Source organism: Pandoraea pnomenusa, assembly GCF_040391475.1.
Taxonomy (GTDB): Bacteria; Pseudomonadota; Gammaproteobacteria; order Burkholderiales; family Burkholderiaceae; genus Pandoraea; species Pandoraea pnomenusa_C.
Genome location: NZ_JBEBXS010000013.1, coordinates 49006 through 72193 on the forward strand (window position 1 = coordinate 49006; position 23188 = coordinate 72193).

A 23188-nucleotide genomic window follows, 5' to 3' on the forward strand; every position below is an offset into this window, starting at 1 on the left:
CGCCTCGGGCGCGTCCTGACTTATGCCGCTATTGAACGACGAAGTACGGACGGTCAGCGGCCAATGCCATTGGCCGCGTCAACCAGTTCGCCAACGCCGGCACCTTCTGCCGGGTTCGCTCGCATGCTCGCCACAGCAAGCATGGCGAGCAGCAACGGCACGGCCAAAGCAAAGAAAAAGCCTGACGCCCCGATCCAGCTCAACACACTCCCGCCGATCGCCGAACCGATGATTGCACCGGCACGTCCTACCCCAATGGACCACCCCGTCGCCGTCGCGCGCAGCGACGTTGGGTACGCCCCCACAATCAGATAGTTGAGCGCCAATTGTTGACCACCCACGCCAAACCCCGCCGCGCCGATCAGGACGAAGACGAGTTCCCAGCGAGTGCCGGCAAAGCCCAAACCCAACGCCACGAGAACGCCAAACAAGAACATGCCGACGAGCAGGCGACAAACGGGAACCCTCGGCAATAGATAGGAAAGCGGGAAGGCAAAAAGGATGAACACGAGGTTCACCGTGAACGTCCCCATCGGCGCCTGGTCGGCAGGCAAGCCAGCGACCTTGAGCACGGTGGGAAGCCACGACAGGAGCATGAACCAGGCAATCCAGTTGAGCAGATACACGGCCCATATGGCGAGTGTCTGGCCGGCATACCCCCCCGAAAACAACGCTCTGACACTCCCCCGCACCTCGGCTCGATCTGCCACGGCAAACGTCGCGTCGGCAGGCAGTTCGTGACCGACGATTTTGGCAAGGACACGCGCCGCATACGAACGGCCTGACGCATCGCCCCGCATCGTTTCGAACTGAAGAGACTCGGGCAGCATCGCGAACAGGACGATCAGAAGCGCAAGGGGTGCCAGACCACCGACGACGAAAATGCCCCGCCAGCCGATGACCGGCAGCATATGCGCGGCCAGCAGGCCACCCAGCATAGCGCCCGCCGGCAGGCCCAGAATCACGCCGGTGATGACGGTTCCCCGAACTCGGGCAGGAACATACTCAGCGGCCAGTGCAAGCACAATGGGCGTGCAGCCGCCCATTCCCAGGCCGGCGATGAAGCGCAGCGCCAGGATGTGCCACGTTTGCGACGCACCGGCAGTCAGCAGTGTCGCAACACCAAACACGAAAATGCCGATCATGGCGGCAGGCCGCCGACCGATACGGTCCCCAACCTGCCCCAGCGACATCGCACCAAGGGTCATGCCCACGACCCCGGCCGTCAGAATTGGCGCCAGTTCGCCGGCCTGAAGTCTGAATGCCACCAGAATCGCCGGGCCGGTGAAGGCCATGGCCTGCGTATCGAAGCCATCCAGCACGGCGATGAGGAAACAAAGCGCAAGCACGCGCCACTGAAAGGTACCAATGCGCCCGTTATCGATCAGGGCGGGAATAGACAGCGGAACTCCCACGATGAAGTGTCTCCATAGCATGTTTTTTTAAGTGACGACAACGCCGGGCGACGCGCCCTTCGCGGCACCCGCGTTGTCGTTAGCTTTGCGACGCGCGCTTACGCCTCAAGAAAGTGCTCCACGACCATTCGATTGAACCGCGCGGCATGTTCGATTTGTGTCCAGTGTCCGCATTCGCCAAACACGTGAAGCTGCGCCTTGGGCATCAACTCCAGCAGCCTCAGCGAACTGGACAAGGGAATGACGCGATCCTCACGCCCGTGCACGATGAGCGTCTCGTGCGACAGCGCCCGCACCTTGTCCTCGTCACTCGCCAGCGCATCGACCCAACGTTGGCGCGGCGCGGGGAACATGCTCGCAAAGGCCTCCTGGTAGCCCGGCCTGACACTCGCCTCGTAACGAAGCTTTGCCAACTCGTCGTTCACGAGGCGGCGGTCATACGCGAACACGTCGAGCAGGCCGCGCATGTTGGCGATCGACGGCGTATACCCCCACACCGCGTCCAATCCCTGCGTCAAAGGAAAACGCGTTCCTGCGGCACCCATCAGTACCAACCGGCCAACGCGCTCGGGCGCCTCGATGGCCAGCGCGATCGCCAGCGCGCCGCCGAACGAATTGCCGACGACGTGTGCCCGCTCGATATCCAGTGCGTCGAGCAGTGAAAGCGTGTGCGCGACCCACTGGCGCATCGAGTACGTGTAGCCGGCGGGACGCTCGGTCTCACCGAACCCGACCATGTCCGGCGCGATGACGCGGAAGTGCTCGGCCAGTGCCGGCATGGTGAGCCGCCAGTTGGCCCACGCCGTGACGCCAGGCCCGGAGCCGTGAATCAGAAGCACGGGCTGTCCGTCGCCAAGATCGTGATAGTTCGTTGCAATGCCATTGGCCGTGATTCGGCGACCAATCTCCGGATTGTTTTGCATGGGATTTCTCATTGTTCAATTCGACGGCCGGCGCAGACACCGGCCGCGCCGGTCACGCGTGCGTGATCTGAGGCATCAGGTGTAGACCGTGGTGAAAGCGTCGTGGAGTTCGCCCGTGTGGAAGAAGATGCTGCGGCCGATCTGGTCTTCGGTCCACGTGGTGACCGGGCGATCCGGCTGTGCGAGGTACCCGAGTCCCGCGAACGTCTCGTTGCGGTTCCCGCTGGGATCGAAGAAGTAGATCGTGGTGCCGCGCGTCAACCCATGGCGCGTCGGCGTCACGTCGAATTTCACGCGATGCTTCGCCATGACGTCAGCCGACTTCAGCACGTCTGACCAGTCGTCGAGGAAGAACGCGATGTGGTGCAAGCCATTGCGCGGGCCACCGACAAACGCAATGTCGTGCGGCTTGGTGCAGCGAAACATGAACGTGGCGATCGGAACACTGTTCTGCGGCCCGACCATGACCTGCTCCCCCAGATAGAAGCCGAGGCACTCCTGCATGAAACGGGTGTTGTCCGCGACGCGATTCACGCCCGTCTCCGGATTCAGCTCGCACATGAGCAAACAGTGATCGAGCCAGTGCACCGCCGCACCCGCGGTGTCATCCGGCCACGGATCGGGATTCGTCGAGCCGACATCGGTGCCCGCGAATTCCTTTTGGGCATATAGCCGGAATTCGTGTCCGCTCGGCAAGGGGAACCTGAGCTGACGGCCGACCGAGGGCAAGGCCCCTTCGGGCAAGACATCAACGGCAGTCCCGTAGGCTTCGATCCGCGCCTGCAACGCATCAAGATCCGCGTCGTGTTCAACCTTGTACGCCACGTGATTCAGTCCCGCCCGATCGGAAAGCGTGAGAACCAGCGAGAACTTGTCCCACTCGTCCCAGCACTTCAGATACACGTTGCCTTCGGCATCGCGCATCGTCTCTTTCATGCCGAGCACCTTGACGTAGTGGTGCAGCGCGGCCTCCATATCCATCACCCTCAGGCTCACGTGCCCGATACGCATGACTCCCATTGCGGGTCTCCTATCTGTCTACTTATTGAAATCGACCACCGGTGCTTTGCGCGCACCGGCATAAAACGGCTTCTGAAACTTGCCTACCACCTCGAGTTCGAGGTCTGTCGCCGGCGCTGCACGGCACGCCAATGCACAACCTTCGCGCGCTTCCTCCACGCTGACGTGTGCACGGCTGATCGGTCCGATCATGCGAATTTCTCCTCGCAGGACACGCACCTTGCAAACGCCGCAGCCTCCGTTCAGGCAACCCGCCGGAATACCTCGCCGTCCGGCCTTTGCAAGACTGGCGAGCAACGACTCACCCGACGCGCACGAAAAACACTCACCGGTTTGCGCGATCGTCACCGCGAATGTGCCGTCACGTGACGTCATGCAGGACCTCCCTTGTCGCTTCGATGGACATCGCAAGGGCATATCAGCCGAGGTCGCCCCCGGCCACCGGAAGTACCGTGCCCGTGATGTACGAGGCGTCGTCCGACGCCAGGAAAAGGATCGGCGCCACTTGCTCGTCGATCTCGCCATAGCGATGCATCAGACTCGTCTCGCATGTCTGGTCGACAACGCCCTGGTACCAGGCGAGTTCCTGGGCATTCGCAGCATCCCCGCCCCGAGAAATCCGGCGCGGAGGCGCGTTGGTGCCGCCGGGCGCGGTGGCATTGATACGAATGCCGTCGCCGGCGTGCTCCATCGCAATCGACGTGGTGATCGCGTTGATTCCTCCCTTGGCAGCGGCATAGGGCACGCGGTGAATGCCGCGCGTCGCGACCGACGACACGTTGACGATCACGCCGTATTTGCGCGCGAGCATCTCGGGCAGCACCGCGCGACATCCCCAGAGCGTTGGAAACAGTGAGCGGCGAATCTCGGCCTCGACCTGCTCCGGGTCGTAGTGCTCGTAGGGCTTCGCCCAGATCGTGCCGCCGATATTGTTGATGAGCACGTCGACCTGGCCGAACCGCGACACACACGCCGCAACCATCGCCCGCGCCCCTGCGAATTGTTCGAGATCGGCCTGAAACGCCGTTGCCGTGCCCCCTTGAGCGGTGATCTCGGAGACCACCTCATGCACCAGCTCGGAACGGTCCACTGCCAGAACGCTGGCGCCTTCCGCGGCGAACTGCAGCGCAACGCCTCGGCCAATGCCCTGCGCTGCCCCCGTCACGATCACGGCCTGATGGGTAAAACGTTGCCGATGACTCATGCTGCCTGCCCCTGTGCTGTCGACGAAAATTTTTCAAAATGGAAATTCGCCGGTATCACGCCGGCGCCGGACATCCACTGGCGAATGCCGTCAACCATCGGCGGCGGCCCGCACACATAGACGTCAACGTTGCCGTCGTGCAGGTCTGTCGGCTGAAGGTGGTCGGTGACATAGCCAAGACGTGGATGATCGCTGTCACGATCGGCCACACACGTCACGTAGTCGAAATCGGGCAGCTCGGCTTTCAGCGTGTCGAGCGCCGACAGTTCCACCAGATCGGCCACCGTGTTCACCCCATACGCCAGACGAATGGGATGCGCGCACGGGTGAGCGTTCAGCCACGTCAGCATGGAAAGGAATGGTGCGAGCCCCGTACCGCCGGCCAACATGAGCACCGGCCGGACAACCGGGCGCAGATAGAAGCTGCCGTACGGGCCCGTGAAGGTCATGACGTCGCCGGGCTTGGCCTGTTGGCGCATGAAGGCGCTCATCGCACCGTTGGGCACATCGCGAATCAGGAACGACAGCTTGGCGCGTTCCGGCGCCGAACTGAAGGAATAGGAACGTGCGGCTTCACTGGCGGGCACCTTCAGATTCACGTATTGCCCGGGCAGGAACGACAGCGGTTGTGCCGTCTCGAGCGAAAACGACATCGTGGTGGGCGAATCGCGCACGATCTGCGCGAGCCGTCCCTCGTATTCGGCCACCTCGACCTTGCACGCGTCGGACGTCACGGGTATCCGGATGACGCAGTCCGACGTGACACGCATTTGACAGGTGAGCACGTAGCCCGATGCGGCTTCGTCACCTGCCAGTGCATCCTCGATGTAGGCGCCAAGCGTGTAGGTGCCGCTTTCGCAGTGCGACTTGCAGGTCCCGCACGCACCGTCCCGGCAATCGAGCGGGATATTGATGCGGGCGCGATAGGCCGCGTCGCACACGGGTTCATGCGCATCGCACTGGATGATGCGCGTGACGCCGTCCTCAAATTGAAGCGCGACGTTATGTTTCATGGTGTCTCCGATCTTGCGAGCCACGCACGTCAGACGTGGTAAACGTCGAGCACGTGATTGATGTAGTCGTTCTTCAGCACAACGTATTTGCGCGTGATGACAGGCTTTTCGGCGCGTGTATCGATCCGATAACGCGACGTGCCGAAATACACGTCCACGCTCTTGTAGCGAAAGCTGTGCGTTACCCAGTTGAACGTCACCTCGCAGCCGTCCGTATCCTGCGAAAGGACTTCGATATTCGTGATGGCGTGGCCCGTACGCGTGTCGGGCATCGTCGCGCTGGAACGGCCGGTTTCAATCCGAAACACGCGATCCTCAAGGCCCTGACGGTTCGCGTAGTAGATCAACGAAACTTCGTTATGCGGATCGCTTGTCAGTGTGTCGTCGTCGTCCCACGACGGCATGAAGAATTCGACATCGGCGGCATAGAACGCGAGCCAATCGGCCCAACGTTGCTCATCGAGTGCTCGCGCTTCTTCAAACAAGAACTTCTGGATGTACTCGTATGTCAGCATTTACCGCTCCTGCACCGAGGACTCGGCAGCGATCGCCTGTTTCATGGCCTGGAGCCAATACTCGTGCTGGCCGATGTAAAGCCCCTCGTCCTCGGTCTTCAGACAACTGAGCTTCGGCTTGAGTCCGATCAGGTCAGCCGTCTCGTCGGGGCCCCTGACCCAATGCGTTGCGCCACGACTCATATCGTTCCAGCGAACGGCACTTGCGCCATAGCCCTGTTGGCAGGCGCGGAATTCCTCGAGGTCGTCCGGGGTCGCCATGCCCGTGGCATTGAAGAAGTCTTCGTACTGGCGCAGACGGCGTTCGCGAGCCTCCGCCGGTTCGCCTTTCGGCGCGATGCAAAAGATCGTGGTTTCGCTCTTGTTCACCGAAATCGGACGAACAACACGAATCTGCGAACTCATCTGATCCATGAGATACAGGTTCGGATAGATGCACAGGTTGCGCGACTTGCGCAGCATCCAATCGGCGCGCGCTTCCCCGAACGCCTCCACCCATTCGGCTCGCTTTTGAAACAAGGGGCGGTCCTCGGGGTTCTTCCAGTTCGTCCAGAGCAGGATGTGTCCGTTCTCGAACGCGTACGAGCCCCCGCCCTGCTGCGCCCACTTGCCCACATTCATTGCCTTGACCGAGTCGACCTTGCCGTCGAGGGTGCGGCGACTGGTTGTGGCGACGTAATTCCAGTGCACGGCAGAAACGTGATAGCCGTCTGCGCCGTTTTCCGCCTGCAATTTCCAGTTGCCGTCGTAGGTGTAGCTGGAGGTACCCCGTAGTACCTCCATGCCGTCCGGCGACTGGTCAACGATCATGTCGATGATTTTTGCTGCTTCGCCGAGGTGCTCTGCGAGCGGCACGACATTCGGATTGATGCTGCCGAACAGGAACCCCCGGTAGTTCTCGAAAGCGCCCAGCGCCTTCAGATCGTGACTGCCTTCGCAATTGAAACTCGACGGGTACCCCGCATCGGCGGATTGATCCTTGACCTTTAGCAGCCTGCCTGCATTGCTGAACGTCCACCCGTGAAACGGGCAGGTAAAGCTGGCCTTGTTGCCCTTCTTGTTTCGACAAAGCACGGCGCCCCTGTGCGTGCAGGCATTGATCAATCCGTTGAGCTTTCCGTCCTTGCTGCGCGTGATGACGACCGGCTGACGGCCGACCTGAACCGTCAGGTAATCGTTCGCGTTGGGGATTTGACTCTCGTGAGCGAGATAGACCCAATTGCCCTCGAAGATGTGTTTCATTTCGAGTTCGAAGAGTCGTTCGTCGGTGAAGGCGGATCGATCGAGTCGATAACGCTGAAGCTCCGAGTCTTCCTCAAACAATACGTCGAGCGCTTCTGCCTTGACGTTTGTCATATTAAGTTCCTTGGAAAGATTACAAACGAGGCTTGCATCAGCAACTTCCGTGCCAAGAAAATTTCTGCAGAAGAAAAACCGTTTAGATTCAATTTCGTTTTCCGGCGCCAGAGAGAAAGGCGACCGACGGACATCTGGAAACAGAACGATTTCTTGATTGAATGATGAGAATCTCCACACAAGGGAAATGGCGCTGATTTCACGAAATGATTAATCGCCGAATTCGCGTAGCGTTATTCCCTATTGCAAGCATTCGGTTGGCACGCGAAGGTGTGAGCCCTGTAAAAACCGGCGCGCCTCATTCGCGGGCGATTTGCCGGAAATTCTCGTCGAATGAGAATCGAAAACGACGCTCGGCGCTATTGGCAAAAGGTTAGAAAGATGAGCAGCAAGCGGACACCTGATAAGCGAACCCAAGCGGACGACACGGGGGCGGGTCGGTCCGTCTCGTCGGATCTGGTCGATCTGATGAAGCGTCTTCGGTTTTCCATGAAAGACGGCCGCATCTGGCTAAACGAGCAACGTATGCTGCTGCTCAATGCCAATGCGTTCGGGGAATTTCGCAAGGAGGTCATCGATGCCGTTGGCGTGGAACTCGCGCGGGGCTTGCTCACGCGAATGGGATACCGGGCAGGTGGCCGAGACGCCCAGGAGATTCGTCGTCTTCGCACCAAGAGTTCGGTAAAGAACATGTTCCTCGCCGGCCCCAATTTGCACTGCCTGATGGGGATCGGTCATTCGGCACGGATCGAACTCGACGTCGACGTGGAAAAAGGGACGCACTTCGGGGAATTGGTCTGGACGAACCAGATGGAGGACGAAGAGCACATCCGCCATTTCGAAATCGGCACCGATCCCGCGTGCTGGATCCAGATCGGGTACGTATCCGGCTACTGCAGCGAGTTGCTCGGTAAGCCGGTGCTCTATCGCGAGGTCGAGTGCCTGTCGATGGGTCACACACAATGCCGAATCGTCGGCAAACCGCTTGAAGAATGGAGCGAGGAGGAAGCGCAAGACATGCGCTACATGCTGGCTGGCGCGCCCCCGGACGACGGCGCTGCGTCCCACCGGGTTCGCGAGGCTACCGCCCCGGCAGTGCTCGCCGCGAGCGTGGGTAGCGGTGAGAATCAAATGATCGGCAACTCCCCGGCCTTTCACGCGGTCCAGAGCAAAGTCAGCAAGGTCGCGCCGACCCTTGCCACCATTCTGCTATTGGGCGAAAGCGGTGTCGGCAAGGAGATCTTTGCGCGCAACGTGCATCGACTAAGCCCGAGAAAGAACGGGCCGTTTATCGCGCTCAATTGCGCCGCCATTCCCGAGCAACTGATCGAATCGGAGCTGTTCGGCGTCGAACGGGGCGCCTATACCGGCGCGGAGCACACTCGCAAGGGCCGCTTCGAAGCCGCGAGCGGCGGAACGATTTTCCTTGACGAGATCGGCACGCTCAGTGCCGGGGCGCAAAGCAAGTTGTTGCGCGCCCTTCAGGAAGGAGAGATCGAACGTCTTGGCGACACACAGGCCAGACGGATCGACGTACGTGTCATCGCAGCCACGAATGTCGACCTGCGCACCGAAGCGCGGGCAGGACGTTTCCGCGAAGACCTCTTTTTTCGCCTGAACGTCTTCCCCATCAAAATCCCGCCGCTGCGCGAACGCTATGAAGATATTCCCGCGCTGATGAGCTACTTTCTGGGGAAATTCAACCGGCGCCACGGCTGCAAGCTGTCAGGATTTTCGCAACGCGCGGTCGACGCCATGATGTCTTACGATTGGCCCGGCAACATTCGCGAGCTGGAAAACATGATCGAACGCGGCGTCATCATGGCGGCTGACACCGATATCGTCGATGCACCGCATCTTTTCACCGACGGGGAGCAATTCGGTGACCAGCGGTTTTCAGTGTCATCGCGAGGCAAACTTGCGCCTGCGCTAAATCAACCGTTCACGGAAGACAGAGACTCAGGCGGCTCCCTCGAGGACACGATCCACCGGCTCGAGGGCTTCATGGGCGGCGCGGAAACGGTTTCACTCAACGATATCGAGACGCTGCTGCTCCGGCGCGCGATCACGAGCACGAACGGGAATGTCGCCGCCGCAGCTCGCATCCTGGGTATTACGCGCCCGCAAATGGACTACCGGCTCAGAAGCCACGGTATCGAGGTGCGCAATCCCTGACAACTCGACTCGGAACCGCTCAGCGGCCAGTTCTGCAACGCAGACATGGCACGCTTGCCGCGGTTCCGCCAGACAATATCGTGTGCTCCATCACTTCGCCGACGGCACCGTGCCTTCCGGCAAGGCGGCGGCATCGACCGGATGGATGATTTCCCCACCCAGTGCGTTCACCCCGGTGAGCAGGCGCTCGAACGCCGCCCCCACCAGCGCCGGATCGCCCTTCACGCCCAGATCGATGTGGCGGCGCGCGTAGACCGGACCGCGCTGCGCATCGCCCACGCTGGGCAGGCTGAACACCTTCACCCCCGGATATTCGGCCTCGATGGCTTCCATCAGCGGCGTCAACGTCGACTCGGCCAGGCCGAAAACGAGCACCGAGCGCTCGGCGTGCTTGGTCAGATGATGCAAATCAGCGTAATACGTGTCGAGCACCCACGCCATCATCGGCCAGGCCATGACCGGGAATCCCGGCATGAAGTGATGATCCTCGACGGAGAACCCGGGAATCTTGTTATACGGATTCGGCAACACGCGCGAGCCGACCGGAAACTCGCCCATCTTCAGACGATGCCGGTTATCGGCCTGCGTCATGTCGGCGTGCCCGTCCGGACTCGTGTCGGCGATACGCTCCATGATGAGCGCCTCGGCTTCGGGCGTTAGCACCAGCGGCACATTGAGCGCCGCCGCCGCGCACTGGCGCGTGTGATCGTCCGGCGTGGCGCCGATCCCGCCCGTCACGAACACGATGTCGTCGGTCGCGAAGGAGCGCTGCAACGTCGCGGTAATGCGCGCGGGATCGTCGCCCACGTACTCGGCCCAGTCGAGCTGCATGCCACGCTCGGTGAGCAGTTCGATGACCTTGGGCAAGTGCTTGTCCTGGCGGCGACCCGAGAGGATTTCGTCGCCGATGATGATGATGCCGACCGCCATGATGCTTCCTTTTCTTATCGTCAGAGCGTGGGGGAAAGTCGCCGCGCCAGCCGGTCCGTTCTCACCCGAGACAGGCCGACAGCGTGCGGTGTGACGATTGTGCCACTTTCACGGCGATCCGTTCGGCGTGCCCGGCCCCGGCGTGCCGGATGCCCCCGGCGGTGCCACGGCAGGCGGCAGATCCTCGCTGTCGGGCATCGGCACGGTGGCAACGGGCAACACCGTCGCGGCCATCGTCGGTTCATGCCGCGCCTCTTCGGCGCGCAGCCGCGACAAGGCCCGCAGACTGTAATGGGCGAACCACAGCGCCGAGAACACGAAGATCACCACATAGAGCCAGATTGCCACCAGCGCGATGACCGGGAACAGCACGATCATCAGCACGGACGAGACCCACAGCAGCGTCGGCAGCGAGCCGAGCAGACCGGTCGCCACGCCGATGACGAGCAGCGGCAGGCGTCGCTCGCGCACGATCCGGCGTCGCTCCTCGGGTGTGGCGTGATACGCGAGTGCGTCGTACGTCATCACGCGATACGTCAGCCAGCCCCACAACAGCGGCGGCACGATGGCGAAGAACGGCGGCACCAGCCACAGCGGCAGCGTGATGAGCACGGCAACGAGGAAGATGAGCGTGGCGCCCAGCGACTGCGCGACGCTGCCCCAGAACGACCCACCCTGACGGGCTTCCAGATGAATGAAGTGCCGGCGCGAGAGGTGCCGCAGCACCGCCGGCATCGACCAGCCGGCGATCAGCAGCAAGGCCGTCACGACGATCAGCGGCACGAGCAGCGCCACGAGAATGAACGGCGCAAGCGCCATGCGCAGGCTGTCCACCCCGAAGTAGCCGAAGAAGCGGTAGATCCACTGCGTGAATTCCCACTGTTCGAGCCAGACGCGCAGGAAGTCGGTAAACGGCTCCCAGCCGAACCAGATCACGGCGCCCCAGATCAGGCCGGAGACGACGAAAGGCATTGCAGTGAGCCACAGCATGCGCGGATGCAGCAGGCTCACGAGCGCGCGGCCGAGCGCGCGAAGAATATCGTTCATGCAGAAACAGGACCGGGCGTCGACGACGCCCGGCAAGTGGAGCCCTTGCGGCAATGCCCCGATGTTACAGCACCGGCGCGCGGTCGTAGAAATAGATGCCGTGCGGCGAACGTCCGACCGGAATCGTGTTGATCAGCTTGCGCGACGCCAGGTCGATGATGCCGACCTTGCGCGCCCAGCGGAACGTCACCCACAGCGTCTTCTTGTCGGCGGTCAGCTCCATGTCGTCCGGCCCCGGGAGCAGGCCGGTGATGTTGCCGACGTTCGTGAGCGCGTCCTGGTCGATGATGCTGATCGTGCTCGACACGCGGTTCGAGATCAGCACATGCTTGCCATCGGCGAGCGAGCGGAAGTTATGCGCTCCCTTGCCCGTCGGGATCGTCTTGACGATCTTCTGGTTACGCCAGTCGACCACCGCTGCGTAGTCCGCGCCGGTCATGCCCACGAGCAGGTACTTGTCGTTGGGCGTCAGCCACACGCCCGCCGGACTGTCGCCCACTTTCATCTTCCAGAGCACCTTCTGCGTAGCGAGATCGATCGCGGCGACCTCGTTCGACTCCTGCAACGAGATGAACACGAGCTTGCTGTCCTGTGTGAACACCAGGTGGCTCGGCATCTTCTTGATCGGAATGCGTTGCGCCACGCTCAGGTTCTTGCCGTCGAAACGGTACACGTCCACGCGATCCAGACGCAGCGCGTTGGCCACGAACCACTTCTTGTCCGGCGAGAAGCCAATCTGATACGGATCTTCGATATTCTCGACCTTGCGCTGGATCTGGCCCGTCTTCGGGTCGAGGAAGACGAGGTTGTTGCCGACCGAGTTCGCCACGATAAGCGACTGGTTGTCCGGCGTGGCCATCAGATGGTGCGGCTCCTTGCCTACCGGGAACGTCTGGATGACCTTCTGCGTGGCCTTGTCGATCAGGCTCACGCTGGCGTCGGCCGAATTGAGCACGACCACGATACTGTCGGGCGCCGGGGCAGCCGCGCGGGCCGGACCGGTCAGCGCCGCCAGGCCAAAGGATGCTGCCAGAGTGGCCGCGATCAGGAGTTTGCGCATTGCAGAATCTCTCGGGAGAAAAAGGTGCGGAAGGCGTTGAAAAAAGCTCCGCTATTGTAGGCCCGGAACGCCCCGCTATCGCGTGCGTTGCGCACCTTTTTTGACCCACCGAAACGCGATTCCCACAGTTTCTGACGCAACGCAAACCGGTCGACCGATTGGATACAAAAATGGCGTCCGGGAATGACTCCCGAACGCCATGTTTCGTGTGGGTCTTCGCGCCACGTGTCACGCTGTTTTCGCGCTGCGTCTGACCTCGCGTTTGCCCTCGCGTTTGACCCTGCATTTGACGCCACCTTCCACGCCCAAGGCGTCCCGGCCGCCCTCAGCGCTGCAACGCCTCCCAGACCTTGTGCAGACGCTTGACCGACACGGGCATCGGCGTGCGCAACTCCTGCGCGAAGAGCGAGACCCGCAACTCCTCGAGCAACCAGCGGAACTCGTCGAGTCGGGCGTCGCCCTGATCGCGTCGTTGCGACGTCGCCCGCTGCCAGTTTTGCAGCAGCGGACCGAGTTCGCCCATGGCTTTCGCATCGCGCGCCGGGTCGGCCTTGAGCTTGTCGATACGGGCGGCCATCGCCTTCAGGTAGCGCGGGAAGTGCGCCAGTTGTGCATACGGCGTGTCGATCAGGAAACGCTTGCCGATAAGCCGCTGCAACTGCGCCGTGAGATCGGCATGGGCCTGAGCGAATGGCTTGGCCTGCACGAGCTTTTTCTGGACAGCAGCGTATTCGGTGAGAATCGACGCCGCGAGTCGCGCAATTTCCTGCGCGAGCAGCGTGAGACGCCCTCGCCCCTCGTCCTTGCGCGTGACGAACGACGCGTTGTCGCTCGGCCACGGCAATTGCAGGCACGCACGCTCCAGCGCCAGATCGACGATCTGGTCGCGCAGTTCCTCCTGCGTGCCCAGGTTCATGTACTGCATCGCCATCTGCTGCAGGCCCGGAATGTTCTTCTCCAGATACTTCACCTGCTCGCGCAACTGAATGGCGAAGAGCCGTCGCAAACCGGCGCGATGCTGGCGCTGCGCTTCGTCCGGGTCGTCGAACACCTCCAGATCGCAATGGGCGCCCCGATCCACGAGGGCCGGGTAACCGAACAACGTCTGGCCACCACGACGAATCTCGAGCATCTCGGGCAGCTCGCCGAAGCTCCATGTCGTGAGGTTGTCGTAGCGGCCCGGCTCAACGGCTGCGGCCGCAGACGTCGATTGCGTCGATTGCGCCCCCACAGGGGTGCCGGCCTTGCCGCCCGCCTTGCTGCCCGCCCCTCGCCCTGCCGTCTGCGGCGCCGGGACCTTGACGTCGGTCGGGGTGCCGCCCGTGGGCGTAGCGCCACTCTTGGCTGCCAATTGCTGGAACGTACGCTGTGCCTGCTGGCCCAGTTCGGCGCGCAGTTGTGCGAGGTTCCGGCCCATGCCAAGTTGACGTCCGTGCTCGTCGATCACCTTGAAGTTCATCGACAGGTGGGCGGGGAGCATTTCGAGCTTGAAGTCGCTCGACTTGAGCATGACGCCCGTCAGCTCGCGTGCGTCGGCCATCAGCGCATCGAGCAACGCGCCCTGACCGAAGGTGGCCCGATCGACAAAGCCCGCCGCGTACTCGGGCAGCGGCACGAAGTGACGCCGCAGCTTCTGCGGCAACGACTTCATCAGCAGGTGCGCCTTCTCCTTGAGCATGCCGGGCACCAGCCACTCGCAGCGACGCGCATCGACCTGGTTCAGGGCGTAGAGCGGCACGGCGAGCGTGACGCCGTCGCGCGGCGAACCCGGTTCGAAGTGGTACGTGAGCGCCATTTCGATGCCCGCGATCGCCGTCTTCTTCGGGAACAGGTCGGTCGTGACGCCCGCCGCCTCGTGACGCATCAGATCGTCGCGCACGAGGTACAACAGCTTCGGCGTGCCCTTGGCCGTCTCGCGATACCAATGCTCGAAGCTCGTACCGTCGTACAGATCGGCGGGCACGTTCGCGTCGTAGTACGCGTAGATCAATTCGTCGTCGACGAGCACGTCCTGACGCCGCGACTTGTGTTCGAGCTGCTCGATGTCGGCAATCAGCTTGCGGTTATGGGCGCAAAACGGAAGCTTGGTCTCCCAGTCGCCCTCGACAAGCGCGCTGCGCAGGAAGATCTCTCGGGCACGGCGCGGATCACGCGGGCCGAAGTTCATGCGGCGACGTGAATAGATCGTGAGTCCGTACAAGGTGCCGCGCTCGTAAGCCGTGACCTGCGCGGCCTTCTTTTCCCAGTGCGCGTCGGACAGCGACGTCTTCACGAGGTGCTTGCCCACACGCTCGATCCACTCGGGTTCGATGCGCGCGATGCAACGCGCGTAAAGGCGGCTGGTCTCGACGAGTTCGCCCGCCATCACCCAGCGCCCGGCCTTCTTCACGAGCGACGAGCCCGGCCAGATATGGAACTTGATGCCGTGAGCACCGAGGAAGTGCGGGTCGTCGTCGGCCTTGCAACCGATGTTGCCGAGCAGCCCGGCGAGCAGCGCCAGATGCACCTGCTCGTAGGTCGCTTCCGATTCGTTGATGCGCCAGCCCTGCTCGCGCACGACCGTCAACAGTTGGCTGTGGACGTCGCGCCATTCGCGCAGACGCAGTTGCGAGAGGAAATTCTCGCGGCACGCCTGTCCCAGCAGGCGGTTCGACTTCTTGTGCGCAATCGCCTCTTCGAACCAGTGCCAGATCTTTAGCCACGACAGGAATTCGGACCGTTCGTCGGCAAACTTCCGGTGAGCGTTGTCGGCGGCGTCCTGCGCCTCGATGGGCCGGTCACGCGGGTCCTGCACGGCCAGACCGCTCGCGATGATGAGCACTTCGCGCAACGACTGCTGGTCGCGTGCGGCGAGAATCATGCGTCCGACGCGCGGGTCGAGCGGCAGGCGCGCGAGTTCGCGCCCGAGCGGCGTGAGCTGATTGGTGTCGTCGACCGCGCCCAGTTCGTTGAGCAGTTGGTAGCCGTCGGCAATCGCCCGGCCGGGCGGCGGTTCGATGAACGGGAATTCCTCGACCTTGGCGAGCCGCAGCGACTGCATGCGCAAGATGACCGCCGCGAGCGACGAGCGCAGGATTTCCGGGTCGGTGAAGCGAACGCGGGTCTGGAAGTCGGCCTCGTCGTAGAGACGAATGCACACACCGTCGGCCACGCGGCCGCAGCGCCCTGCCCGCTGGTTGGCCGCCGCCTGCGAGATCGCCTCGATCTGCAGTTGTTCGACCTTGTTGCGGTAGGAGTAGCGCTTGACGCGCGCCGTCCCGGCATCGACCACATAGCGGATGCCCGGCACGGTGAGCGAGGTTTCAGCCACGTTCGTCGCCAGCACGATGCGGCGTGCGTTCGACGGCTTGAACACGCGCTCCTGCTCTGCGGCCGACAGGCGCGCGAAGAGCGGCAGGATTTCGGTATGCGGAGGATGGTGCTTGCGCAACGACTCCGCCGCCTCGCGAATCTCGCGCTCGCCGGGCAGGAAGACGAGCACGTCGCCCGAGCCTTCGCGGCAGAGTTCGTCGACGGCGTCGACGATCCCGTCCATGAGATCGCGTTCGCGGTCGCGCGCGCTCGCGCGGCTGCCTTCGCGACCTTCGGCGTTGGCGATGCGGGCGTCGTCCTGGATCGGACGGTAGCGCACCTCCACGGGATACAGACGGCCGCTCACCTCGATGACCGGCGCCGGACGCAGGTCGTCGCCTTCGCCGGTGCCGAAGTGGCGGGCGAAGCGGTCGGCGTCGATGGTCGCCGACGTGATGATGACCTTCAGGTCGGGGCGCTTCGGCAGCAGTTGCTTGAGGTAGCCGAGCAGGAAGTCGATGTTCAGACTGCGCTCGTGCGCCTCGTCGATGATGATGGTGTCGTACGCACGCAACAACGGATCGGTCTGCGTCTCGGCGAGCAGAATGCCGTCGGTCATCAGCTTGACGGACGCCCCGTTGGACAACGTGTCGTTGAAGCGCACCTTGAAGCCGACGATTTCGCCCAGCGGCGTATTCAGTTCGTCGGCGATCCGGCGGGCGGTGGCGGACGCGGCAATGCGTCGTGGTTGCGTGTGGCCGATCAGGCCGGTGCCCCCTGCGCCAAGCCCGCGCCCGAGCGCGAGGCAGATTTTCGGTAACTGGGTGGTCTTCCCGGAGCCGGTCTCGCCGCTCACGATCACGACCTGATGCCCGGCGATGGCGCGCGCGATCTCTTCGCGGCGCCCGGACACCGGCAGCGCTTCAGGGAACGTGACCTCGGGCACGCGGTTCGCCGCCGCCTGTCTCGCCGCGAGGCGTTCGGCGTCACGCGCGGCCCGCTCGGCGGGCGAGAGGCGGCGCGCGCCCTTTGCGTCGGGTGCGTCCTGACCGCCGGCGGGGCGTGGAGCCCGGCCCGCCGGCGCACCCGTCTTCGGCCCGGCTTTCGCGGGTTGGGCGGACGTTTGCGAGGGTGCGGTGCTCGCGGATTGAGCACGCGCTTGCCCCGACGCCGTCACTTTCGGCTTCGGGGGCTGAGATTGTCGATTTCGTTCATCACTTGCCATGGGCGCGCATTATATAATCTGCGCATGTTTGCGCACGTACACCCATGCTGACCGAACCCGACCCCGCCCTACAAGACGACGAGACCGCCCACCAAGCCCAATTCGTGGATTGGCTGCGATCGGTTGCCCCCTATATCCATGCGTTTCGCGACAAGACGTTCGTGGTCGCCTTCGGCGGCGAACTCGTCGCGGCAGGCGGGCTCGACACCCTGATCCAGGACGTCGCGCTGCTATGCGCCATGGGCATGCACATCGTGCTGGTGCACGGCTCGCGACCCCAGGTCGAGGAGCAGATGCGCCTGCGACATATCGAATCGCATTTTGCCCAGCAGTTGCGCATTACGGACGCCGCCGCCCTCGAAGCGGTGAAGGAAGCGGCCGGCGAGCTGCGTCTGGACATCGAAGCGTCGATCAGCCAGGGGCTGCCGAACACGCCGATGGGCAACGCGCGCATCAGCGTGGTGTCGGGCAATTTCGTGACTGGCCGACCGGTCGGCGTGGTTGACGGCGTGGACTTCCAGCACACGGGCGTGGTTCGCAAGGTGGACGCGGAATCGATCCGTCTGTCGCTGGCGAACGGCAAGATCGTGCTGCTCTCGCCGCTGGGCTTCTCGCCGACGGGGCAGTCGTTCAATCTGACGATGGAAGATGTTGCGTCGTCGACCGCCATTGCCTTGCGCGCCGACAAGCTGATCTTCATCACGGAGATTCCCGGCGTCCTCAATGAATACAACGAGTTGCAGCGCGAGCTGACGCTGGAAGACGCGCAGCGCTTGCAGTCGCAGGGCTCGATCGACCGCGATTCGGCGTTCTATCTGAAGTACGCCACGCGCGCGTGCCGGGCCGGCGTGGGCCGCGCGCACATCGTGCCGTTCTCGCTCGACGGCAGCATGCTGCTGGAACTGTTCTCGCACGATGGCGTGGGCACGATGATCTCGTATGAGAATCTGGAAAGCCTGCGCGAAGCGACGATCGACGATGTGGGCGGCATTCTGCAACTCATCGAGCCGCTCGAAGCGGATGGCACGCTGGTTCGCCGCGGTCGCCACCAACTGGAGCGCGACATCGATCACTTCTCGGTGATCGAGCACGATGGACGCCTGTTCGGTTGCGCAGCGTTGTATCCGTACCCGTCGGAGCGCATCGGCGAGATGGCCTGCCTGACGGTCGATCCGGAAGCTCAGGGCTCGGGCGATGGCGAGCGCCTGCTCAAGCACATCGAGCAACGCGCACGGGCGCGCGGCCTCGAACGACTGTTCGTCCTCACGACCCGCACGGAACACTGGTTCCTCAAGCGCGGCTTCGTGAAGGCCGGCGTCGACGATCTGCCCGCCGACCGCCGCCGCCTCTACAACTGGCAGCGCCGCTCGCTGGTGCTCATCAAGAAGCTGTAATTCAGGACGGGCAGGTCCGGCGCGAAATCAGGGATTCCCTTGCATCTCGCCCCCCTGCCCCCATATCCGGATATCGGCCACCGCTTTGCCGGATCGCCCCACTCGCGGGACGACCGCCCGGCATAAGCGTGGCTTCCACTCACGCCTCACCACAGACTACGAAGGAGTTCCCCATGGCCCGCATGGTCCAATGCATCAAACTCGGCAAGGAAGCCGAAGGTCTCGATTTCCCCCCCATGCCCGGTGAACTCGGCAAACGCCTCTGGGAAAGCGTCTCCAAGGAAGCCTGGGCCGGATGGCTCAAGCAGCAAACCATGCTGATCAACGAGAACCGCCTGAACATGGCCGACCCGCGTGCCCGTCAGTACCTCGTCAAGCAAACCGAGAAGTATTTCTTCGGTGACGGCGCCGATGTGGCGCAAGGTTACGTGCCGCCGCCTTCGGAGTAACACCACTCCCCCAGACGAACCGTGGCCCCTTGCCGAATCGCAGATATCCAACGCGATTCGGCAAGGGGCCACGCGCCATATCAGGCTGCGCCGACCGGGCCGCCCGACGTCACAGTACCCGGCGTACCTTTCGAGCGCGCTCCGCAGTGATGGCAGAAATGCGCAAACGCATTCTTGCGCGTCTTGCACGTGCCGCAATGGTCGAACAGGCAGATGCCGCAATGGACGCAGAAGTCTCGCTCGGGATCGTCCAGCTTCACGGGCCGCTCACACCCCGGGCACACAGACTTGGCCAGCCGCGCCTGCGCAAGATCGTAGGACAGCGTCTTGCGACGCTCTTCGTCCGGCAACTGCTCTTCCGCCTTCTGACGCGCCAGATACTTCTGCAACGACACGATCGCGTAACGCCCGATCAACACCGTCAGCACAATGCCCACGAGGTAACGCACATAGCCGCCATAGTCCGGCAGATAAGGCACCAGCTCGACGAAGAACGCGAACAACGCGAAGAAGATGAAGCCCCACACGAACGGCCACCACGTGCTCTTGCGGTGACGCACGAACAGCCAGCCCGCCACGATCAACAACGGCAGCGTCAACGCCAGCCGGATGCCGAAAACTTTCAGTTCCTGCGAACGCTGGACCGCCGCCAGTTGCTCACCCGCCGCCGTATTGAGCGCATAGCGCGCGGCACGCGCCGACTGCTCGGCACGCTGCGCGTCCAGTTGCCTGGCCTCCAGCGAGTCGACCTGCGTCTGCGCGTCGCGCTCGGCCGCCTTGAGCGTATCGAGCGCACGCGTACGTGACACCAGCTCGGCGTCCTGACTGGCCTGCGCCGTCGCCGTGCGCGTCGCCACCCAGTCGTTGAACGACTCACGGGCATTGCGATACGCGGTGCTGCGCGCCTTCAACTGCAGGCGCGCGGTTTCGATCTGACTCTGGACGTCTTCAAGCTGCGTTTGCGCCTGCTTGATGGCCGCATCGGCCCGCTCGGCCTGCGCACGATCGACGAACGAATCGAGCGTCGGCGCGGGCGCCACGCCCGGCAGCTTGTCGACGACGAGACCGCCGAGGCCGATCAGGAATACCGCGAACAACACGGCGATCAGCCATAGACCCCGGCGGAACCAGGTTTCGGGAAGACGACGCGATCCAGCCATCCTGCCCTCCCGGGATCAGTTCTGGTAATCGATGGTCCGCACCCCTTCCGGCGTGCCCATCAGGGTAATGTCGGCACCGCGTTGCGCGAACAGGCCAACGGTCACGACGCCCGGAATCTGGTTGACCTGCGTCTCGAAAGCCACGGGGTCGAGGATCTGCAGACCGTGCACGTCGAGAATGGCGCAACCGTTGTCCGTCACATAGGGGCTGCCATCGGCACGCACGCGCGCCTGCGGCTTGCCACCGAGCGCGCTCAGCGCGCGGGCGACGCTCGCCTGCGCCATCGGAATGACTTCCACCGGCAGCGGGAAGACGCCGAGCACGGCAACTTCCTTGGAGGCGTCGACCACGCATACGAACTGCCTGGCCACGGAGGCGACGATCTTCTCGCGCGTAAGCGCCCCGCCGCCGCCCTTGATCATGTGACCGAGCGCGTTGATCTCGTCGGCACCGTCGACGTACACGGGCAGGCTGTCGATCTGATTGAGGTCGAACACTTCGATGCCATGCTTGCGCAGGCGCTCGGTGCTGGCTTCGGAACTGGAGACGGCCCCGCGATAACGCCCCTTGTGGGCGGCGAGCGCGTCGATGAAGCAGTTGGCGGTGGACCCGGTGCCCACGCCGATCACGCTGCCCTCGGGCACGTGTTGGTTCACATAATCGGCAGCTGCCTGGCCGACCAAGCGTTTGAGTTCGTCCTGGGTCATGGGGAATTCCGGCAAAGTTTGGTAAAGTCGGAAGTTTACCGGAGTCGGGCGTGGCGCGCCGTTTTTCCGCCTTTTTGCGCGGGTCGCGCCGACGCCATTCGGTACCTTCCGGGCCGCCCGAACGATCCGGGCAGTTGCCGGACTTCATGTCACGCAGTGCATTTCTCGCAAGGCCGTTCTCATGAATCAGCTCGACACCCTCAAGCGCCACACCATCGTCGTGGCCGACACCGGCGACTTCCAGGCGATGGATGCCTACAAGCCGCAAGACGCCACCACCAACCCGTCGCTGATCCTCGGCGCCGTCCAGAAAGACGCCTACCGTCCGATGCTCACGCGCGTGGTCGGCGAGCATCGGGCCGCGTCGACGGACGAGATCATCGACCGCCTGCTGATCGCGTTCGGCAAGTCGATTCTGGATATCGTGCCGGGCCGCGTGTCGACGGAAGTCGACGCCCGCCTGTCGTTCGACACGGCAGGCACGGTGGCCCGCGCGCGCAAGCTCATCGCGATGTATGAGGCCGAAGGCATCGAGCGCGACCGCGTGCTGATCAAGATCGCGTCGACGTGGGAAGGCATTCGTGCGGCCGAAATTCTGGAGCGCGACAAGATCCGCTGCAACATGACGTTGCTCTTCTCGCTGGTGCAGGCGGCCGCCTGTGCCGAGGCGGGCGCACGCCTGATCTCGCCATTCGTCGGCCGCATTTACGACTGGTACAAGAAATCCGCCGGCGCCCAATGGGACGAAGCGGCAAATGCTGGCGTGAATGACCCTGGCGTGCGCTCGGTGGCCGGCATCTACCGCTACTACAAGCATTTCGGCTACGACACGGAAGTGATGGGCGCCAGCTTCCGCTCGACCGGGCAGATCCTGGCACTGGCCGGTTGCGATCTGCTGACGATCAGCCCGGCGCTGCTCGAACAACTGCGCACGACCGAGGGCGAAGTGCGTCGCGAGCTCGATCCGAAGGAAGCGCGCTCGGCCACCATCGACCGCGTGAAGACGGACGAATCGTCGTTCCGCTTCGCACTGAACGAGGACGCGATGGCCACGGAAAAGCTCGCCGAAGGCATCCGCGCCTTCGCAGCGGACGCCGTGAAGCTCGAAGGGTTGATCGACGCAGCGCGATAAGCGGCAGCGGGGTGACGCAGGCCGACGCTTGCGTCATCGCCGTCGTCAGCGGGCGCTCAACCATCGTGCGACGACAATGAAAAGGGGCGACCGGAATCTCCGCGTCGCCCCTTTCGCTTCACCTGACGTCGCAGCGCCGCCGCGTCCGCGATTTACTTCGCCGAGGCTTTGCCCGCCACCGTGCGCTGGCGCACGGCTTCGTACAGACACACCGCGCTCGCCACCGATACGTTCAGGCTTTCGCAGCCGCCCGCCATCGGAATGCTCATGAGCTCGTCGCAGGTCTCGCGCACGAGGCGTCGCATACCCTCGCCTTCGGCGCCCATCACGATCGCCATCGGACCGGTCAGCTTCGTGCCGTAGATGTCGGCCGGCGCGTCGTCTGACGTGCCCACCACCCAGATGCCGCGCTCCTGCAGTTCGCGCAACGTGCGCGAGAGGTTCGTCACCATGATGTACGGCACCGTCTCCGCCGCCCCGCTCGCGACCTTGGCTGCCGTGGCGTTCAGACCCACGGCACGATCCTTCGGCGCGATGACGGCGTGCGCCCCCGCGCCATCGGCCACACGCAGGCATGCGCCGAGGTTGTGCGGATCGGTCACACCATCGAGCACCAGCAGCAGCGGCGGGCCGGAGATGCCGTCGAGCAGTTCGTCGAGATTGAGCGCGAGCGAGACTTCCTGCGCGCGCGCCACCACGCCCTGGTGGCGCGACGAACCCGCCATGCCATCGAGGCGTTTGCCATCGGCCTGAATGACCTTGATCTTGACGCCGGGCGCGCCCTTGGCCGATTCCACGGCTTTCAGGAAATCCGTCATGCGGCGATCGCGACGGCTCGGGTCGTAGTAGATCTCTTCGATGCTGCTCGCATCGTGACGCAGACGCGCGGTCACCGCGTGGAAGCCGAACAGCAGTTTCAATTGACTCATTTCACATCCTCAAAATAGCGTGTGCCGGTGCGCCTGTCGGTCGCAGCGCGCGAGCGCCGCTGCACAAAGCACGACGGCGGCGGAGCCCTTTCAGGCTACCGCCGCCGCAATCCATCGCGGGCACCCCATACCGGTCGCGACCGGCACAAGGCGCCCATCTTACTGCAAACGGCGCATGGCGCCGTGCATCGCCTCCCCGCCTCGCACCGCGCATCGATCTTCGTTGGCATCGGCGGCAGTGC

Annotated in this window: 19 protein-coding genes; 4 read left to right on the top strand and 15 right to left on the bottom strand. The window is 63.3% G+C overall.

Annotation, left to right across the window (positions count from 1 at the left end):
• Nucleotides 1–53: 53 nt before the first annotated feature.
• The 8 genes from ABWO90_RS15125 to benA all read right to left on the bottom strand — a co-directional run bounded on the left by ABWO90_RS15125 (nucleotide 54) and on the right by benA (nucleotide 7446).
• Nucleotides 54–1415: an MFS transporter gene (locus ABWO90_RS15125; RefSeq protein WP_502922627.1), complete on the bottom strand. Its 1362-nt coding sequence runs from the start codon at nucleotides 1413–1415 to the stop codon at nucleotides 54–56.
• Nucleotides 1416–1513: 98 nt separating this feature from the next.
• Nucleotides 1514–2338 (bottom strand): alpha/beta fold hydrolase, encoded by an 825-nt coding sequence (locus ABWO90_RS15130; RefSeq protein ID WP_353192049.1) that lies wholly within the window; start codon nucleotides 2336–2338, stop codon nucleotides 1514–1516.
• Nucleotides 2339–2413: 75 nt separating this feature from the next.
• Complete coding sequence (locus ABWO90_RS15135; RefSeq protein WP_353192050.1) at nucleotides 2414–3358, bottom strand: catechol 2,3-dioxygenase; 945 nt, start codon at nucleotides 3356–3358, stop codon at nucleotides 2414–2416.
• An 18-nt stretch (nucleotides 3359–3376) separates the two neighbouring features.
• The gene (locus tag ABWO90_RS15140) at nucleotides 3377–3733 is read right to left on the bottom strand and encodes a 2Fe-2S iron-sulfur cluster-binding protein (protein WP_353192051.1); all 357 of its coding nucleotides are present in this window, start codon (nucleotides 3731–3733) and stop codon (nucleotides 3377–3379) included.
• Between the two features lie 43 nt (nucleotides 3734–3776).
• A complete protein-coding gene (benD, locus tag ABWO90_RS15145) occupies nucleotides 3777–4562 on the bottom strand; it encodes a benzoate diol dehydrogenase BenD (protein WP_353192052.1) in 786 nt (261 codons plus the stop codon).
• Nucleotides 4559–5575 carry a benzoate 1,2-dioxygenase electron transfer component BenC gene (gene benC, locus ABWO90_RS15150; protein WP_353192053.1) on the bottom strand — a complete coding sequence of 339 codons (1017 nt, stop codon included), beginning with the start codon at nucleotides 5573–5575 and terminating at the stop codon, nucleotides 4559–4561. The genes benD and benC overlap by 4 nt, the downstream gene beginning before the upstream one ends.
• Before the next feature lie 29 nt (nucleotides 5576–5604).
• Nucleotides 5605–6090 (bottom strand): benzoate 1,2-dioxygenase small subunit, encoded by a 486-nt coding sequence (gene benB / locus ABWO90_RS15155; protein ID WP_353192054.1) that lies wholly within the window; start codon nucleotides 6088–6090, stop codon nucleotides 5605–5607.
• Entirely contained in the window at nucleotides 6091–7446 is a 1356-nt protein-coding gene (gene benA / locus ABWO90_RS15160) for a benzoate 1,2-dioxygenase large subunit (RefSeq protein ID WP_502922630.1), read from the bottom strand.
• A 381-nt stretch (nucleotides 7447–7827) separates the two neighbouring features.
• Here benA and ABWO90_RS15165 point away from each other — a divergent pair, with 381 nt between their 5' ends.
• Nucleotides 7828–9621 carry a sigma 54-interacting transcriptional regulator gene (locus ABWO90_RS15165; protein WP_353192056.1) on the top strand — a complete coding sequence of 598 codons (1794 nt, stop codon included), beginning with the start codon at nucleotides 7828–7830 and terminating at the stop codon, nucleotides 9619–9621.
• 90 nt (nucleotides 9622–9711) lie between these two features.
• Here the strand turns inward: ABWO90_RS15165 and ABWO90_RS15170 are convergent, their stop codons facing one another.
• The 4 genes from ABWO90_RS15170 to hrpA form a co-directional block, all read right to left on the bottom strand.
• Nucleotides 9712–10551 carry a competence/damage-inducible protein A gene (locus ABWO90_RS15170; protein WP_353192057.1) on the bottom strand — a complete coding sequence of 280 codons (840 nt, stop codon included), beginning with the start codon at nucleotides 10549–10551 and terminating at the stop codon, nucleotides 9712–9714.
• 108 nt (nucleotides 10552–10659) lie between these two features.
• Nucleotides 10660–11598 carry an EI24 domain-containing protein gene (locus ABWO90_RS15175; protein ID WP_353192058.1) on the bottom strand — a complete coding sequence of 313 codons (939 nt, stop codon included), beginning with the start codon at nucleotides 11596–11598 and terminating at the stop codon, nucleotides 10660–10662.
• A 64-nt stretch (nucleotides 11599–11662) separates the two neighbouring features.
• Nucleotides 11663–12658 carry a YVTN family beta-propeller repeat protein gene (locus ABWO90_RS15180; RefSeq protein ID WP_353192059.1) on the bottom strand — a complete coding sequence of 332 codons (996 nt, stop codon included), beginning with the start codon at nucleotides 12656–12658 and terminating at the stop codon, nucleotides 11663–11665.
• A gap of 325 nt (nucleotides 12659–12983) precedes the next feature.
• Nucleotides 12984–17174: an ATP-dependent RNA helicase HrpA gene (gene hrpA / locus ABWO90_RS15185; RefSeq protein ID WP_502922628.1), complete on the bottom strand. Its 4191-nt coding sequence runs from the start codon at nucleotides 17172–17174 to the stop codon at nucleotides 12984–12986.
• 44 nt (nucleotides 17175–17218) lie between these two features.
• Between hrpA and argA the strand changes: the two genes are divergently transcribed.
• Entirely contained in the window at nucleotides 17219–18568 is a 1350-nt protein-coding gene (gene argA / locus ABWO90_RS15190; protein WP_353192061.1) for an amino-acid N-acetyltransferase, read from the top strand.
• A gap of 173 nt (nucleotides 18569–18741) precedes the next feature.
• On the top strand, nucleotides 18742–19017 hold the full coding sequence (locus ABWO90_RS15195) for an oxidative damage protection protein (RefSeq protein WP_010804639.1): 276 nt from the start codon (nucleotides 18742–18744) through the stop codon (nucleotides 19015–19017).
• Nucleotides 19018–19097: 80 nt separating this feature from the next.
• Here ABWO90_RS15195 and ABWO90_RS15200 read toward each other — a convergent pair whose 3' ends face one another.
• Both ABWO90_RS15200 and rpiA read right to left on the bottom strand, forming a co-directional pair.
• Complete coding sequence (locus ABWO90_RS15200) at nucleotides 19098–20177, bottom strand: serine endopeptidase (protein ID WP_353192062.1); 1080 nt, start codon at nucleotides 20175–20177, stop codon at nucleotides 19098–19100.
• Nucleotides 20178–20192: 15 nt separating this feature from the next.
• Nucleotides 20193–20885 carry a ribose-5-phosphate isomerase RpiA gene (rpiA, locus tag ABWO90_RS15205; RefSeq protein WP_353192063.1) on the bottom strand — a complete coding sequence of 231 codons (693 nt, stop codon included), beginning with the start codon at nucleotides 20883–20885 and terminating at the stop codon, nucleotides 20193–20195.
• Between the two features lie 181 nt (nucleotides 20886–21066).
• On the opposite strand from rpiA, the gene tal reads away from it, so the two are divergent.
• Nucleotides 21067–22017, top strand: coding sequence for a transaldolase (tal, locus tag ABWO90_RS15210; RefSeq protein WP_353192064.1), 951 nt, complete (start codon nucleotides 21067–21069; stop codon nucleotides 22015–22017).
• A gap of 152 nt (nucleotides 22018–22169) precedes the next feature.
• On the opposite strand, the gene rlmB is transcribed toward tal, so the two are convergent.
• On the bottom strand, nucleotides 22170–22946 hold the full coding sequence (gene rlmB, locus ABWO90_RS15215) for a 23S rRNA (guanosine(2251)-2'-O)-methyltransferase RlmB (protein WP_353192065.1): 777 nt from the start codon (nucleotides 22944–22946) through the stop codon (nucleotides 22170–22172).
• Nucleotides 22947–23188 lie beyond the last annotated feature (242 nt).